General features: G+C 58.2%; 16 protein-coding genes. 1 reads left to right on the top strand and 15 read right to left on the bottom strand.

What is annotated here, in order from left to right:
• The first annotated feature begins 10 nt into the window (after positions 1 to 10).
• Positions 11 to 211, top strand: coding sequence for a protein DsrB (dsrB, locus tag FKM52_RS20325; protein ID WP_141177947.1), 201 nt, complete (start codon positions 11 to 13; stop codon positions 209 to 211).
• Between the two features lie 445 nt (positions 212 to 656).
• Here dsrB and FKM52_RS20320 read toward each other — a convergent pair whose 3' ends face one another.
• The 15 genes from FKM52_RS20320 to fliF form a co-directional block, all read right to left on the bottom strand.
• A complete protein-coding gene (locus tag FKM52_RS20320) occupies positions 657 to 2,375 on the bottom strand; it encodes a methyl-accepting chemotaxis protein (RefSeq protein WP_141177946.1) in 1,719 nt (572 codons plus the stop codon).
• A gap of 148 nt (positions 2,376 to 2,523) precedes the next feature.
• The gene (gene rcsA, locus FKM52_RS20315) at positions 2,524 to 3,159 is read right to left on the bottom strand and encodes a transcriptional regulator RcsA (RefSeq protein WP_141177945.1); all 636 of its coding nucleotides are present in this window, start codon (positions 3,157 to 3,159) and stop codon (positions 2,524 to 2,526) included.
• Positions 3,160 to 3,809: 650 nt separating this feature from the next.
• Positions 3,810 to 4,595 (bottom strand): flagellar biosynthetic protein FliR, encoded by a 786-nt coding sequence (gene fliR, locus FKM52_RS20310; RefSeq protein ID WP_141177944.1) that lies wholly within the window; start codon positions 4,593 to 4,595, stop codon positions 3,810 to 3,812.
• A gap of 37 nt (positions 4,596 to 4,632) precedes the next feature.
• Entirely contained in the window at positions 4,633 to 4,902 is a 270-nt protein-coding gene (gene fliQ, locus FKM52_RS20305; RefSeq protein ID WP_141177943.1) for a flagellar biosynthesis protein FliQ, read from the bottom strand.
• 14 nt (positions 4,903 to 4,916) lie between these two features.
• Complete coding sequence (gene fliP, locus FKM52_RS20300) at positions 4,917 to 5,648, bottom strand: flagellar type III secretion system pore protein FliP (protein WP_141177965.1); 732 nt, start codon at positions 5,646 to 5,648, stop codon at positions 4,917 to 4,919.
• Positions 5,648 to 6,052: a flagellar biosynthetic protein FliO gene (fliO, locus tag FKM52_RS20295; protein ID WP_141177942.1), complete on the bottom strand. Its 405-nt coding sequence runs from the start codon at positions 6,050 to 6,052 to the stop codon at positions 5,648 to 5,650. Before fliO ends, fliP begins: the two co-directional genes overlap by 1 nt.
• Positions 6,053 to 6,054: 2 nt before the next feature.
• On the bottom strand, positions 6,055 to 6,465 hold the full coding sequence (gene fliN / locus FKM52_RS20290; protein WP_141177941.1) for a flagellar motor switch protein FliN: 411 nt from the start codon (positions 6,463 to 6,465) through the stop codon (positions 6,055 to 6,057).
• Complete coding sequence (fliM, locus tag FKM52_RS20285; RefSeq protein WP_141177940.1) at positions 6,458 to 7,465, bottom strand: flagellar motor switch protein FliM; 1,008 nt, start codon at positions 7,463 to 7,465, stop codon at positions 6,458 to 6,460. The genes fliN and fliM overlap by 8 nt, the downstream gene beginning before the upstream one ends.
• A 4-nt stretch (positions 7,466 to 7,469) precedes the next feature.
• Entirely contained in the window at positions 7,470 to 7,952 is a 483-nt protein-coding gene (gene fliL / locus FKM52_RS20280; protein WP_141177939.1) for a flagellar basal body-associated protein FliL, read from the bottom strand.
• A gap of 132 nt (positions 7,953 to 8,084) precedes the next feature.
• Positions 8,085 to 9,326 carry a flagellar hook-length control protein FliK gene (locus FKM52_RS20275; RefSeq protein WP_141177938.1) on the bottom strand — a complete coding sequence of 414 codons (1,242 nt, stop codon included), beginning with the start codon at positions 9,324 to 9,326 and terminating at the stop codon, positions 8,085 to 8,087.
• Positions 9,323 to 9,769, bottom strand: coding sequence for a flagellar export protein FliJ (gene fliJ / locus FKM52_RS20270; protein ID WP_141177937.1), 447 nt, complete (start codon positions 9,767 to 9,769; stop codon positions 9,323 to 9,325). Before fliJ ends, FKM52_RS20275 begins: the two co-directional genes overlap by 4 nt.
• A gap of 45 nt (positions 9,770 to 9,814) precedes the next feature.
• Positions 9,815 to 11,176: a flagellar protein export ATPase FliI gene (fliI, locus tag FKM52_RS20265; RefSeq protein ID WP_141177936.1), complete on the bottom strand. Its 1,362-nt coding sequence runs from the start codon at positions 11,174 to 11,176 to the stop codon at positions 9,815 to 9,817.
• Positions 11,176 to 11,883 (bottom strand): flagellar assembly protein FliH, encoded by a 708-nt coding sequence (gene fliH / locus FKM52_RS20260; protein WP_141177935.1) that lies wholly within the window; start codon positions 11,881 to 11,883, stop codon positions 11,176 to 11,178. Before fliH ends, fliI begins: the two co-directional genes overlap by 1 nt.
• Positions 11,876 to 12,868, bottom strand: coding sequence for a flagellar motor switch protein FliG (gene fliG / locus FKM52_RS20255; RefSeq protein WP_141177934.1), 993 nt, complete (start codon positions 12,866 to 12,868; stop codon positions 11,876 to 11,878). The genes fliH and fliG overlap by 8 nt, the downstream gene beginning before the upstream one ends.
• Positions 12,865 to 14,577 (bottom strand): flagellar basal-body MS-ring/collar protein FliF, encoded by a 1,713-nt coding sequence (gene fliF, locus FKM52_RS20250; protein WP_141177933.1) that lies wholly within the window; start codon positions 14,575 to 14,577, stop codon positions 12,865 to 12,867. The genes fliG and fliF overlap by 4 nt, the downstream gene beginning before the upstream one ends.
• Positions 14,578 to 14,762: the final 185 nt, after the last annotated feature.

Genomic DNA, 14,762 nt, shown 5'->3' with positions numbered 1-14,762 from the left:
CAGAATTACGATGAAGGTTAATGACCGCGTGACGGTAAGAACCGATGGCGGCCCGCGGCGGCCCGGAACCATCCTGGCGGTGGAGGATTTTAACGAAGGCACCATGTATCTGGTGGCGCTGGAGGATTATCCGCTGGGGATCTGGTTTTTTAACGAGTCCGGGCATCACGACGGCATTTTCGTTGAGCCAGCTGAGGGGAGCGCAGAGTAAGCTGCCGTCTCTGCGGAGGTGGCTTTTGTTATGGATAAGGTCATCGCGCGTCAGGAGACATTGGCAAAGGGGGACAGGGCGGTATCTCTGCCGCCCTGGTATTCGCTCTCTTTAGTGAAGTGGGTATCTTCAGCGACGCCGGCCGGGAACTGCCGGCCTGGCAGGCGATCCCTTCAGTAAATGGGTATCTTCAGCGGCGCCGGCCGGGAACTGCCGGCCTGGCAGGCGATCCCTTCAGTAAATGGGTATCTTCAGCGGCGCCGGCCGGGAACTGCCGGCCTGGCAGGCGATCTCTTCAGTAAATGGGTAACTTCAGCGGCGCCGGCCGGGAGCTGCCGGTCTGGCAGGCGATCTCTTTAGTGCGCGACAGCGCATCTTTCGCGCGTTGCTATTTTAGTGTCGCCGGTAACCACCTCCTGAGAGGTGGTTTTTTTGTGCGGCGCCGTTAAAAGGTTTCCCAGTTCTCTTCTGCTGCCGATGGCTGGCCTTTCTGCTCCGCTTTTGGCGGCGCCTTAAGCGCTTTAGGCGCGGGGGCAAGATTAACCGGCGCAGCGAGCGGCCCTTCCTGCTGCGTTAGCTGAAAAGCGGCAACCGCCTGTGTCAGACGGGCAGCCTGTTCCTCAAGCGATGCGGCGGCGGCGGTCGCCTGCTCAACCAGCGAGGCGTTCTGCTGGGTCACGTTATCCATTTCCGTTACCGCCTGGCTTACCTGCTGAATGCCGCGGCTCTGTTCGTCGGAGGCGGCGGCGATCTCTGACATAATATCGGTAACGCGCTGTACCGCCTCGACAATATCGGTCATGGTCGTCCCGGCGTGGCTCACCTGTTCTGAGCCCTGACGGATCAAATTCACCGATTCGCCAATCAACCCTTCAATCTCTTTTGCCGCCTGGGCGCTGCGCTGCGCCAGGCTGCGCACTTCGCTGGCGACCACGGCGAAGCCGCGCCCCTGCTCACCGGCGCGCGCCGCCTCTACTGCTGCGTTCAGCGCCAGAATATTGGTCTGGAAGGCGATGCTGTTAATAACGGTGGTAATTTCAGCAATTTTTTTCGAGCTGCCGGAAATATTATTCATGGTATTAATCACGCCGCTGACAATATCGCCGCCTTCGCTCGCTTTGCCGGACGCATCGGCAGCCAGCTGGCTGGCATGATGGGCATTATCGGCATTCTGCTTCACGGTGGCGGTCAGCTGCTCCATGCTGGCGGCGGTCTGCTCCAGCGCTGACGCCTGCTGCTCGGTGCGCGATGACAAATCGGTATTGCCGGCGGCAATTTCGCCGGAACCCTGGTAAATCGCCACCGCGCCTTCGCGCACTACGCCGACGGTGTTTACCAGCGCCTGCTGCATCGCCTGTAAATTCGCGCTCAGCATACCGATTTCGCTGCGCCCCCAGCGGCGGAGCGGGGCGGTTAAATCGCCTGCGGCGATGCGCGCAATGCGTTCGCCCGCCTGATGCAGCGGATTAATTACTACCCGACGCAGGAAAACAAAGGTCATTAGCGTTAGCGCCAGCGCCAGGGCAAAGGCGCTGCCCATGATGATAAAGCCCAGCCGGGCCTGAGCCGCAGCCTGCTGGTTGATCGCATCGGCGCGATCGGTGCGGATTTTAATCGCCTGCAATAATAGATCGTTATAGCTGTCGTCCAGCTTGCGGGTGACGTCGGTTTCCTGCGCGATGGCGCTTTCAAAACTTCCCTCTTTCGCGAAGTGCACCATGGGCTTCAGCCCCTGATTAAGGTAAGCGCTAAAGCGTTCTTTTAGCGGCCCATCCAGTTCGGCGTCTGCCGTACCTTTTGTTGGGCGTTGAAGGTAGGTATCGAAGCTCTGCTGCGCCAGCGTCAGACGCTGTCCGGCGCTGGCGATCAGCGCGCGATACTCATCGATTTCGCCGATACGCGCGGCGGCGGCGGCGTGGATCGCCAACAGCCTGGCGGTGCGCAGGTGATTAGAGCTGTTAGAAATCCCCATGCGTATCTGAATTTCATGCGTTGCCTGGTCCAGCGAGCGGTTGCTCTGCTGCAGAAACCAGCCGGAAAGTGCAATGCTTAGCGCGAAGAGCACCAGGATACCGCTGAAAATCGTGGCGAACATCGGAACCAAACGCAGGTGCTGCCAAAAACTAACCTGCTCTTGGGTTTCATCGGAGGAGATGGTTTTCATATCCTTTTGCTCTCTGTAGGGTAAGTTATGCGATGACAGATCTGTAATAAGCATCGGCATGAACGGCAAAAGGATTAATGGATTAAATGAGAAGTGTGTCGCAAATAGCAAAAGAGAGAAAAAAGGCCGACAGGGTCGGCCTTTTTTCTTATCTTACATTGACATAGATGCCAGAGGTAACGTTATCGGTTAAGCGCACCACGTGGTAAATCACCTGTTTATTATGGGTTTTGATTTTGCGCTTAATATTACCTTTATGTGACGAAACCGTTTTTGCTTTAATCTGCATTTTATCAGAGATCTGAATGGTATCGTGTCCTGACATCCACATCTTAAGCATGTTCGACTCAGTCTGGCTGAGCGTAAGAGGGTTGACGTCAATGCCGGAAACGCTGCGCGTATTAGTGCTGACCTTCTTCTGTAAATAGCCGCTAAGTAATTTATCCAGCGTAGCGGACTTTATCGATTTTGACGTAATAATCAGGTTCTTACGAACGTAGAGATATTCCTCAAAATGGATATTGGCTATAGCCATAAAGATAAAAAATATCGTGTCAGGATGCTGTAAAATAATATTACGAATGCGCTCGCTGGAATCGGCTTCGTGAATGAAACATTCTTCATTAATAAAAACGACGCCGGGTTTGACCTGCTGGCATTTAATAAGTAGCTGTTCAATGTCATTAACGGATGAGATATTTTTCTTTTTAACTCCCTTTGCTGCCATGTAATCCATTAATCCCAGACGTGTGTAGCTGCATGAATCCATAATAATCGTTGGCATGATAGCGACCCTCACCAATTTGTTATCCGTTTAAATCAACGATGAATACGCGTTTGCGGTACGGGAAAGATTTCTATTAACAATCTTGTAATTTTTACTCAGCTGTGCTGAATTCGAAACGGTACATGGCCGAGGACCTCTTTCTTCCTTGTATCTACAGCATATTTTGCGCAAGACAGCATAAATCACTGCCTTAAGCGCAGCAGAACGCGAACGGCTGGCTGTCATGACGACCATTTGCCCTGGTTCAGCATCCGCTGCAACTTTTAAGACGCTGTCACTATCGCGTACAACTAAGATAAACCTGATAGGACAAATCTTAAAATCATTTGTTTCCCGAATGAGTGACAAATTCGGGAGCGCTGACAATGCCGTAAAAACTCCGTTTAGACAAGAAAAAAACGCATAAAAAATTTTCCTTTCTAAAACATCCATTTGCGAGTTTATCTTTAATCGGGCCAGCGTTCAGGCCCGTTGCGAATTCCGTTTTAAAATACGCGATGTGCCATTTATTGCGAATAATTTTCACCGATCAAACTAATTTATCAGAATTTCCTTAGTGAAATTCTGTTAAAAATGGCGTGAAAAATGCGCAAAAACATTTTCAGTGCTTAAGTATAGGTGTAGCTCTTCTTAAGAGATGTTTTAGTTTAGTTTTGCGGTAGTTCAGAAAGTATGTCAGAAAGTAAATCAAAGACTTCGCTGAACAGATGTTCACAGAAAGGGGCCAGAAGGGGCATAAGTATACCGATTGTTAATATTCCGATCGATAAGGTTACAGGAAAGCCAATGGCGAAAACAGAGAGCTGAGGTGCAACGCGATTTAACAAACCCAGGGCCAGGTTGATAGTAAGTAATAAAATGATTAGCGGCAGCGCCAAACGCATCCCGTTAAGGAAAATCAAACCCCCTGCTTTAGCAAGCGCCAGAAATGCATTGGCATTAAGTGGGTCTCCACCAATCGGCAAGGTATGAAAACTATCCGCCAACAGCGAAATCAGCCACAGGTGACCGTTGAAGGTCAAAAACAGTAGCAGGGCCAGCATATCCAAAAAGCGTGCCAGTACCGGCATATTCAACCGGCTGCCGGGATCGAAGAAGGTAGCAAAAGAAAGCCCCATCTGTAATCCGATCAGTTCGCCTGCCATACGCACCGCGGCAAAAGCGAACTGCATGGTAAAGCCCAGCGCGACGCCAATCAGCAGCTGCTGTAGCAGCAGCCAGAAGCCGCCGACGGAAAACAGCGTCACCTGCGTCGGCGGCAGCGTCGGCGCCAGAATCCAGCTAATCATCACCGCCAGTCCGATTTTGACCTTTTTACTGACGGCGCGTTCACTAAAAATCGGCGCGGTGCTGAACAGCGCCAGCAGGCGCACCAGCGGCCAGAAGAACTGACCTACCCAGAGCATAAGTTGGCTGCTGTCCAGCGTTAACATATATTTCTCGCAGAAACGGCGGCGACAGACAGCGCCATTAGCCGATGATATAGGGCAGGTTGCTGAACAAAGTGCGGATATAGTCCAGCAGCAGGTTCAGCATCCAGGGGCCTGCCGCCACTATGGTAGCCGCCACCGCCAGAATTTTAGGAATAAAGGAGAGCGTCTGTTCGTTGACCTGGGTAGCCGCCTGCAGCAGGCTGATCAGCAGGCCGCTGATTAACGCTGCCAGCAGCAGCGGGGCGGCGACCATCAGGGCGACTTTCATCGCGTCGTGGCCAAGGACCATTACCGATTCGGGGGTCATGATTGCTCCGGGGGTCAGGAATAAAAGCTTTGCGCCAGCGAACCAACCAGCAGCTGCCAGCCATCCACCAGCACGAACAGCATCAGCTTAAACGGCAGGGCGATGGTTGCCGGCGGCACCATCATCATTCCCAGCGCCATTAGCACGCTGGCGATAACCAGATCGATAATCAAAAACGGAATAAAAACGGTAAAGCCGATTTGAAAGGCGGTTTTCAGCTCGCTGGTAACGTAGGCGGGCAGCAAAATACGCATCGGCACCGCCTCCGGCCCGGCAATGGGCGCGGTGTTGGCCAGGCGGGCGAACAGCGCCAGATCTGCTTCGCGCGTCTGACGCAGCATAAACTCGCGCAGCGGCTGCGCTCCTTTTTCCAGCGCCACGTCCACGGCAATTTTGTCCTGGCTGAACGGCAGATAAGCGTCCTGATAAATTTTATCGAATACCGGCGCCATAATAAAAAAGGTCAGAAACAGCGACAGCCCCAGCAGCACCTGGTTCGGCGGCGCGGAGGGCGTACCCAGCGCGTTGCGCAGCAGCCCGAATACGATGATGATGCGGGTAAAGCTGGTCATCATCAGCAAAATAGCGGGTAAAAAGGTCAGCGAGGTGATAAACACCAGCGTCTGCACGGGTAAAGACCAGCTCTGCCCGCCGCCGGGCAACGGCTGCGTTACCAGGCCAGGCAGCTGAGCACAGGCCTCTGGCGCTAACAGCAGCAGAGGCAGCAACGGAAGCAGACGACGAATCATTGCGGTTTTCCGGGACGTTTTACCAACGTCTGTAAAAGCTGGCGGAAATCAGGCGTCGCCGCAGCGGGCGATGCCTCCTGTTGGGGAGGGGCCTGCGGCGGCAGCGTATGCAGATGTGTAATCTGCTGCGCGGTAACGCCCAGCACCAGGCGGGCGTCTTCCACGTTAACGATAATCACGCGTTCGCGCTGGCCTACCTGCACGCTGGCGACGATCTGCAGCGCCTGCGGGCCGCCGACGCGCTTCGGCGCGAAGCCCAGCCGTTTTACCAGCCAGGCGCCGGCGAGGATCAGCAGCACGATAATCGCCAGCACGCTGCTGACCTGCGTCAGTGCTGAACCGGTAGAGAAGGCGGGCTGGGCCGCGTGCGCGGCAGCGGGCTGCTGGCTATAGCTGTTCATGTTTAACGGCTCAGACGACGCATACGTTCAGACGGCGTGATAATGTCAGTGATGCGCACGCCATACTTATCATTTACCACCACGACTTCGCCCTGCGCGATCAGGTAGCCGTTGATCAAAATATCCAGCGGCTCGCCGGCCAGTCCTTCCAGCGCCACCACCGAACCCTGCGTCAGGCGCAGCAGCTCTTTAATGGTCATTTTGGTGCGGCCCAGCTCCACGGTCAGCTTGACCGGGATATCCATAATCAGGTCGATATCCTGCAGCGAACCGCCGGAATCTTTACTCTCCAGCGACCTGAACACGCTCTCGCTGGATGACGCGCCCTCGGCGGCGGATTGTTCACCCATCGCCTCAGCCCACAGATCGTCCGCAGAGATAGCATCATCGGACGGTTTATTGCTGTCATTCATCGGGCTGTTCCTCATTCAGCGAATTCAAAATCGGGTTAATCAAATGTTCTACACGCAGCGCGTACTGCCCGTTCAGGGTGCCGTACTGGCTGGTTAATACCGGCACGCCATCGACATGGGCGATAATGCGATCCGGCTTTTCAATCGGTAACACATCGCCCGGCTTCAGCTGCAAAATGCGCGACAGGCGCAGAGAAACATCGGCGAAGTTGGCGATCAGCTCCAGTTCGGAGTGCTGCACCTGTTTCACCAGCGTTTCACGCCAGTGGCGATCTTCCTGGCGCGAGTTCTCCAGCGGCGGGTTGACCAGCAGTTCGCGCAGCGGCTCGATCATGCTGAAGGGGATACAGATGTTGAACTCCCCCACCAGGTTGCCGATCTCGACGTGAAACGGCGTAGTCACCACGATGTCGTTTGGCGAGGTGGTGATGTTGGTGAATTTCACCTGCATTTCCGAACGCACATACTCCACATCCAGCGGATAGATCGCTTTCCAGGCGTCGCTGTAGCCTTCCAGCGCCAGCTTAAGCATGCGGCGGATTACGCGCTGTTCGGTATGGGTAAACTCACGCCCCTCCACCTTGGTTGGAAAGCGTCCGTCGCCGCCGAACAGGTTATCCACCGCGATAAAAACCAGGCTGGGCGAGAACACGAACAGGGCGGTTCCGCGCAGCGGCTTCAGGTGGATCAGATTCAGGTTGGTCGGCACCGGCAGGTTGCGGGCGAACTCATGGTACGGCTGAATCTTGATCGCCCCGACGCTGATATCCGGGCTGCGTCGCAGCAGGTTAAACAGCCCCATACGGAACTGGCGCGCAAAACGTTCGTTAATAATTTCCAGCGCCTGCAGCCGCTCGCGCACCACGCGCCGCTGGGTATTGGGATCGTAGGGGCGAATATTGTCGTCGCCCGTACTCTTATTTTTTTCATCTTCCGCGCTTTCGCTGTCGCCGTTGAGCAGCGCGTCAATCTCTGCCTGGGAAAGAATGCTATCGCCCATTAACTCACCTCAAAATAAAGGCGGTAAACAGCACGTCGCTGACTACCTGCGCAGGTTGACCCTTAACCAGCGGCGGCGCCAGCGCCTGCTTAATCTCTTCTACCAGCGCCTGCTTGCCCGGCTCCGTCGCCAGCTTTAGCGCATCCTGGCGCGACAGCAGCAGCAGCAGACGGCTGCGCACTTCAGGCAGATAGTCATTCATCCGCAGACGCGTCGCCTCATCCGGCAGACGCAGGGTAAAGCCCACGTACAGCACGCGATCGGGGTCGTTATCCGCGTTAACCAGGTTAACCGTAAAGGTATCAAGCGCAAAAAAGACCGGCGCGGCAGGCGGTTCTACTTTTGCAGGCGCCGCATGTCCGTCGGTTTTATTCATCATTCGCCAGACTGCATAGCCTGCCACGCTGCAAGCGGCCAGCGTGACAACCAGCAACAGCGGGATCAGGATGGAACCTTTGCGGCCTTTGGCTTTCGCGTTATCAGACATGTTGCAGAAATACCCTGTGAATTATCTTGGGCAGGCCGTCGTGGCGAGCCGAGAGTGATTATCCCGCGTCTCTTGCCGGTCAATGGCGGGAAAAGACGCGCCTTTTGCTTTTACCTTTGGCGTTTGTCGCCGTCAGGCGAATGTATCTACCGCGCTACTGCCCGCCGCGCGCGCCTGCAACGATGCGGGCGCCGCCAGCGGCGTTATCTCCTCGTCAGCCTCCGGCGTCAGGGAGAAGGCGCCCGATGCGTGTTGCTGGCGCGGCTCCTGCTGCCCGCTGAAGCTCTGGCTCTGTGGGAAGGCGTCGCTGCTGACGCTGCTTTGGCTCAGGTTGATGCCGTTCTCCGCCAGCGCGTTGCGCAGATGGGGCAGGGCCGCCTCCAGCGCGGCGCGCACCTGGCTGTGGCCGGAAACCATATTCAACTGCGCCCGATCGTTATCCAGCGTCAGGCTAATCTGAATCGCGCCTAAATCTTCCGGATGCAACCGCAGCTCGGCTTTCTGCTCGCCGTTGCGGCTGAACATCAGCACCTGCTGGCTGACCGCCTGTTGCCATTCCGGGCTGCCGAGCTGCGCGCTGATCTGCGGCGCGCCCGGCGTCATGGCGGTGGCTGAAGGCGTCGGCGCCGTCGTAACGGCGCTGGCGCTGTTCATCACCGCCGTCAGCGTATGCAGCGCGTGCGGCGGCAGGCTCTCTTCATTCTGTTTGTTCTCGTTCGGCGCGATGCCGTTCAGCACTGTGCGGAAAGCGGACGGGCCGTTGCCGTCAGCGTTGCTGGCTGAAACGGGCGTGATACTGGCGTCCGGCTGCGCCGCGCCTGGCGTGGTTTTTTCACCGTCAGCCTGCGCTGAGGATAGCGGCGCGTTTATCAGCGCCAGCGTCTGTTGCAGGCTGCCGCTCTGCGCCCGCGGCAGGGCGCCAGTGCCAGCTTCAGCGACCGGCTGCCGGCTGCCGTTTTGTATCGCCGGCTGCGGCGCGGCGGGCAGCATGGCAAACAGCGCCTGCAGCGCCTGTTGATCGGCGGCGCTGAGCGTCTCCGGGAGCGGCGCCTGCTTATCATCAGCGGCGCTGTCGCCCTCTTTAGTTTTTTCCGGCGTCAGCAGCGCGCTGAGCGCATCCGGCTTTTCCAGCGCCGTCAGCAGCGAGCTGAGTTCGCTTGCCGGAGCTTTCTCCGCCAGCCTCTCTTTCGCGGCGGCGGTTAGCGGCGCGCTGGCGTTGAGCTGCGGCGTTAATGACGGCAGATGCTGGCCAAGCAGCGTCAAAAACGCTTCCGGCAGCGTGGAGGCCGTCTTGCCGTCGCCGCCGGGCGCGGCGGGAAGGGCGGCACCGCCCCCGACGCTGACGGGGTTGACCGATATTGGCAGCTTAATCATTCGCCTTTCCTCAATGATGCCCGTTGGGCATATTCATCCATCCGTTTCTGATCGAGACGGTTTTCCTGTAAGAGTTCGCTGGCCTGCGAGCGCGCCTGTAGCGTCTCCCAGGCGTGCAGCCGCTGCTGTTTATGGCGCCAGGCGTTCAGCGCCTGTTCGACTTTTTGCGTGCACTGCGCCAGCTGGCGGCGATGCTGTTCGATCGCCTGTTCCAGCGTCTGAATAAACTGGTGATAGTTACTCCAGCGCGAGCTGGCGATGCCGGAAGAGAGGTTGTCGTTCAGGCGATGGCGATATTCATCCTGATAGTTCAGCAGCATGGTGAGCTGCTCGTCAGCCTGCTGCTGGGCGCGGCGCATCGTACCCAGCCGGATTGCCGCTTCCTCTACCTCTTTTTGCGCCAGATCGCGCAGGGTTTCCATCGCACTGTTTGCTTTTGCCATGCTGCGTTGCCCTCACTTCATGCGTCGGGCGTTAGCCCGGCGATATCAACCAAAAATCGCCTGCAGATGCAGGCAGGCGTCGTCATAGCGGCTCTGCTCGAAAATGCCCTGTTGCAGAAAGGATTCCAGCATCGGCCAGAGCTTAATGGCTTTATCCAGCTGCGGATCGCTGCCGGCGGCGTAGGCGCCGACGCTGATCAGATCGCGGTTGCGTTGATAGCTGGAGAGCAGCTGCTTAAACTGGCGCACGCGGGCGTAGTGCGCTTCATCAATCAGCGCGGTCATTGCCCGGCTGATAGAGGCTTCTATATCGATGGCCGGATAATGACCCGCTTCCGCCAGCCGGCGCGACAGCACCACATGGCCGTCAAGAATGGCGCGCGCCGAGTCGGCGATCGGGTCTTGCTGATCGTCGCCTTCGGTCAGAACGGTATAAAAGGCGGTGATCGAACCGCCGCCGTTGATGCCGTTACCGGCGCGCTCGACCAGCGCCGGCAGTTTGGCGAAGACCGAGGGCGGATAGCCTTTGGTGGCCGGCGGCTCGCCAATCGCCAGCGCAATTTCGCGCTGCGCCATGGCGTAGCGGGTCAGGGAATCCATTATCAGCAGCACGTGCTGGCCGCGATCGCGAAAATCTTCGGCGATGCGCGTGGCGTAGGCGGCGCCCTGCATACGCAGCAGCGGCGAAACGTCTGCCGGGGCGGCAATCACCACCGACCGCGCTCGCCCTTCGCTGCCAAGGATATTCTCGATAAAATCTTTTACTTCGCGCCCGCGTTCGCCGATCAGCCCCACCACGATGACGTCCGCTTTGGTATAGCGCGCCATCATGCCGAGCAGCACCGATTTACCCACGCCGGAACCGGCGAACAGCCCCATGCGCTGACCGCGCCCGACGGTCAGCAGCGCGTTAATCGCCCGCACGCCGGTATCCAGCACGTCGGTAATCGGCGTGCGCTGCAGCGGGTTAAACGGCGGCGTTATCAGCGGCGCGCGGTAGCCGGTTTCCGGCGCGGGCAGGCCGTCCAGCGGGCGCCCGCTGCCGTCCAGCACGCGTCCCAGCAGCTGCGGTCCCAGCATCAGCTGCTTGCCGCTCTGGGCGCCGTCGCCGCTGCCGCGTGCAAAAACGCGCGCGCCGGGCAAAATGCCCTCGACCTCTTCCAGCGGCATTAAAAACAGCTTCTGGCCGTTAAAACCGACCACTTCGCTTTCTACTTCGGTAATCTGTTTGCCGTCGTGACGTTCAATAACGCAGGTGGCGCCAAGCGGCAGCTGTAAGCCGGTCGCCTCCAGCACCAGGCCGGTGGCGCGCGTCAGGCGTCCGTAGCGACGCACGTTGGGCAGCTCGCTGATGCGCTGCTCAAAGGCGTCGAGCGCGCCCAGCCAGCGGGAAAGTCGGCTTGTCATCAGAGTTCTCCCGGCGCCGCCAGGCGGCACAGCTCGTGCCAGCGCGTCGCCACGCTGGCGTCGAGATCGCCATCTTCCGCGCTCAGCTTGCAGCCGCCGGGATGCAGGGCGTTATCCGCCAGCAGACGCCAGCCGTGCAGATCGAGCGTCGGACCCAGCGTCTGTTCAACGCGTTGTAAATCATCGGGATGCACCCGCAGCTGCGGCTTGCCGTTAAACATCGGCTCCTGCTGAATCATCTGTTGGATTTGGCGCAGCAGGGCGGAGCCGTCAACCGCGGTAGCCTGGCCAATCACCTGGCGCGCCGCCTCCAGCGCCAGCTGCAGCAGACGTGAAGCGATGACGCTGTCGAGCGCTTCCAGCGTGTGCTGAAACTCGGTGACCAGCTGCTGCATACGCGCCTGAATCGGCGCCTGCTGCTGCTGCGCCTCCGTCAGTCCCTGCTGGAAACCGGCGTCGTAGCCCGCCTGCCTGCCGTCCTGAAAACCTTTTTGCTGGCCTTCGGCGTAGCCCTGGGCGTGCGCATCCAGCCGCGCCTGCAGCTGGATCTGCTCCAGCTGCGAAACGGGAGAGGGCGGCTCAGCTTCTTCGTCAGCGCTGCTGGTAATATCCGGCTCCGACAGCGGTTCGCTGACCGACTGCTCGAAGCGCATCAGATCCTCAGGCTGCCAGCGCTGCCATGGACGGGCGGAAAAAGCATCAGACATAGGTTTCCTCGGCGCCGCCAATCACTATTTCGCCGCTCTCCGCCAGACGGCGGACGATCAGCAGGATCGCTTTCTGTTCGTTCTCTACCATCGACATACGCACCGGGCCGCGGTTGGCCAAATCGTCGCGCAGGATATCGGCGGCGCGCTGCGACATGTTCTTGAGGAATTTCTCGCGCAGCGGCTGTTCGGCGCCCTTCAGCGCTACCAGCAACGATTCCGATTCCACTTCCTGCAACAGGCGCTGGATGCTGCGATCGTCCACGTCCACCAGGTTTTCGAACAGGAACATCTCGTCGATAATTTTCTGCGCCAGCTCGCCGTCGAACTCGCGCACCGCATCCATTACCGCCTCTTCCTGATGGGTTTTCATCAGGTTGATAATTTCCGCTGCGGTTCTCACGCCGCCCATTTTGGCGCGCTTGAGGTTTTGTCCATCAAGCAGCGAGTTGAGCACCTCGGTCAGCTCCGCCAGCGCCGCCGGCTGTACGCCGCCGAAGGTGGCGATACGCAGCATCACGTCGTGACGCAGACGATCGTCGAACAGGGCGAGGATATCCGCCGCCTGCGAACGTTTTAGATGCACCAGGATGGTGGCGATGATCTGCGGATGCTCGTCGCGGATCAGATCGGCCGCCGCCGGCGGCTCCATAAAGTTGAGCGTTTCCATGCCGCTGGTGGTTTCGCGCGTTTCCAGAATATCTTCCAGCAAGGTGGCGGCGCGCTCCTCGCCCAGCGCCTTGATCAGCACCGAACGCAGGTAGTCGTTGGAGTTAAGGCTTAGCGCGGCAAACTGCTCGGCGTCCGCTTCAAATTCACGCAGCACCTCCGCCAGCTGCTGGTGCGAGACCTGACGCATATTGGCCATCGCCGCGCTAAGGTGCTGCACTTCGCGGGCGCTGAGGTGTTTGAACACCTCAGCCGCGCGATCTTCGCCAATCGTCATCAGCAGGACGGCGCTTTTTTCAGTACCGGTCAGACTCATAGTTCGTTACTCATCCATTGGCGGATAACCAGCGCCACAACGCGCGGATCGTTTTCAGACATATCACGGATGCGCTGGCTCATGACTTCGGCGCTCATGCGATGTTTCGATTTACGCTCCTGCTCCTGCTCATCTTTGCTGAGCGAGACGGAGAAGGCTTCTTCTTGCTGACGCTGCTGCGTCTGGGCTGCGGCCTGTTCCGCCGCCTGTTTAAGCATCTCCTGCCGACGCTGGAGCTGCGGGCGCACCATCTTGCGATAGAGCACGAAAGCAACCAGCGCTACCAGCAGCCAGCGTCCGGCGTTCATCAGCTGTTCAAAGAATGACTGCTGCTGCCAGAACGGCAGATCGCCTGCGGTGACATCGCTCTGGGTAAACGGCGAGTTCACAACGTTGATGCTGTCGCCGCGATCGACGGAGTAACCCATCGCCTCACGCGTCAGATCTTCGATCTGCTTCAGCTGTTTCTCGTTCAGCGCGACCGTCTTGCCCTTATCATCGGCGCGATAGTTGACCACCACGGCGACCGACAGGCGCTTCACGCTGCCTACGTTCAGTTTGGTATGGCGAATGGTGCGATCCAGCTCGTAGTTAGTGGTGTCCTCGTGATGGGTATTGGACGGCATCGCGCGGGCGGTGCTGGTGCTGGTGCTGGTCGCGCTGCCGCTGTTGGCGGCGGCATTATTATTCGTGTTGCTGGCATTGGTTTTCGGCGTCTCAATCGGCGCGCTATTGGCAGGCGCAGGCTGGTTCGAGAGCGCGCCCGGTACGCCGCCGGGATACTGGCCGCCAAGCTGTTCGCTGCTGCTGCTCTGACGCGAGCGGATTGCGGCGTTAGCCGGATCGCTGTTCGGCTTGTACTGCTCTTCGGTTTGTTCGCGCGCGTCGAAATCGAGTTGGGCAGTTACCTGGGCGTGGACATTGCCGCTGCCGACAATCGGCGCCAGGATAGCTTCAATACGCTGCTGATAGCGGCTCTCCACTTCGGTGGTGTATTTCAGCTGGGCATCATTCAGATCGCGTCCGGCGGCGTCGGAACGGGTCAGCAGGCGGCCGCTCTGATCGACTACCGTGACGTTGCCCGGCGGTAAACCGGCAACGCTGCTGGAAACCATATGGACGATGGCGCTGATCTGACCTTCATCCAGCGCGCGCCCCGGTTGCAGGTTCAGCGTAACCGAGGCGGAAGGGGATTTCTGCTCGCGTACGAACAGCGTCGGTTTGGGCATCGCCAGATGAACGCGGGCGCTTTTCACCGGGCCGAGGGTTTCGATGGTGCGCGCCAGCTCGCCTTCCAGCGCGCGCTGGTAGTTCACCTGCTCGCTGAACTGGCTAATGCCGAACTTCTCTTTATCCAGCAGTTCAAAGCCGACGGCGCCGCCTTTCGGCAGCCCCTGCTGCGCCAGGCGCAGGCGCAGCTCATGTACTTTTTCCGCCGGCACCATCAACGCGCCGCCGTTCTCTGCAAAGCGATAGGGGATATTCATCTGAGTCAGCTGCGTAACGATCGCGCCGCCATCCTCATCAGAGAGATTGTTATAAAGCACGCGGTAATCGGGCGCTTTCGCCCAGAGCACCAGTGCGACAACGATAGCGGCAGCGGCGGCGGCGGCAATAATCAGCGGGATGCGCGGATTCGCGCGCAGGCGAGCAAGAAGGTCATTGAAACCTTTCTTCTCTGCTGGCTGCTGGGTTGCGGTAGCATTCATGACCATTTCCTGCCTGACTGTTGTCCGGACTCTGTATTAAGTGGTGACAAAACTGACTCCCTGATGCGGCTTAGAAAAGTTCCACCTCAATGGACGCCATTATTTTCCGCGCGATGAATTTCGATGGCTCAAAAAGCTATGTGTTTTGCTGTCATTTGTGCCCTTTGTCTTATTGACTTTGTGTT

It is taken from the genome of Mixta tenebrionis (genome assembly GCF_006517625.1).
GTDB lineage: Bacteria > Pseudomonadota > Gammaproteobacteria > Enterobacterales > Enterobacteriaceae > Mixta > Mixta tenebrionis.
This window is presented reverse-complemented; position numbering and strand designations above follow the sequence as displayed.

Excerpts from the sequence above, each read along its gene's own strand:
- fliR (WP_141177944.1), bottom strand. The coding sequence starts at position 4,595 with ATGTTAACGCTGGACAGCAGCCAACTTATGCTCTGGGTAGGTCAGTTC.
- FKM52_RS20275 (WP_141177938.1), bottom strand. The coding sequence starts at position 9,326 with ATGATTAAGCTGCCAATATCGGTCAACCCCGTCAGCGTCGGGGGCGGT.
- dsrB (WP_141177947.1), top strand. The coding sequence starts at position 11 with ATGAAGGTTAATGACCGCGTGACGGTAAGAACCGATGGCGGCCCGCGG.
- fliO (WP_141177942.1), bottom strand. The coding sequence starts at position 6,052 with ATGAACAGCTATAGCCAGCAGCCCGCTGCCGCGCACGCGGCCCAGCCC.
- fliJ (WP_141177937.1), bottom strand. The coding sequence starts at position 9,769 with ATGGCAAAAGCAAACAGTGCGATGGAAACCCTGCGCGATCTGGCGCAA.
- fliG (WP_141177934.1), bottom strand. The coding sequence starts at position 12,868 with ATGAGTCTGACCGGTACTGAAAAAAGCGCCGTCCTGCTGATGACGATT.
- FKM52_RS20320 (WP_141177946.1), bottom strand. The coding sequence starts at position 2,375 with ATGAAAACCATCTCCTCCGATGAAACCCAAGAGCAGGTTAGTTTTTGG.
- fliM (WP_141177940.1), bottom strand. The coding sequence starts at position 7,465 with ATGGGCGATAGCATTCTTTCCCAGGCAGAGATTGACGCGCTGCTCAAC.
- fliH (WP_141177935.1), bottom strand. The coding sequence starts at position 11,883 with ATGTCTGATGCTTTTTCCGCCCGTCCATGGCAGCGCTGGCAGCCTGAG.
- fliL (WP_141177939.1), bottom strand. The coding sequence starts at position 7,952 with ATGTCTGATAACGCGAAAGCCAAAGGCCGCAAAGGTTCCATCCTGATC.
- fliI (WP_141177936.1), bottom strand. The coding sequence starts at position 11,176 with ATGACAAGCCGACTTTCCCGCTGGCTGGGCGCGCTCGACGCCTTTGAG.
- fliQ (WP_141177943.1), bottom strand. The coding sequence starts at position 4,902 with ATGACCCCCGAATCGGTAATGGTCCTTGGCCACGACGCGATGAAAGTC.
- fliN (WP_141177941.1), bottom strand. The coding sequence starts at position 6,465 with ATGAATGACAGCAATAAACCGTCCGATGATGCTATCTCTGCGGACGAT.
- rcsA (WP_141177945.1), bottom strand. The coding sequence starts at position 3,159 with ATGCCAACGATTATTATGGATTCATGCAGCTACACACGTCTGGGATTA.
- fliF (WP_141177933.1), bottom strand. The coding sequence starts at position 14,577 with ATGAATGCTACCGCAACCCAGCAGCCAGCAGAGAAGAAAGGTTTCAAT.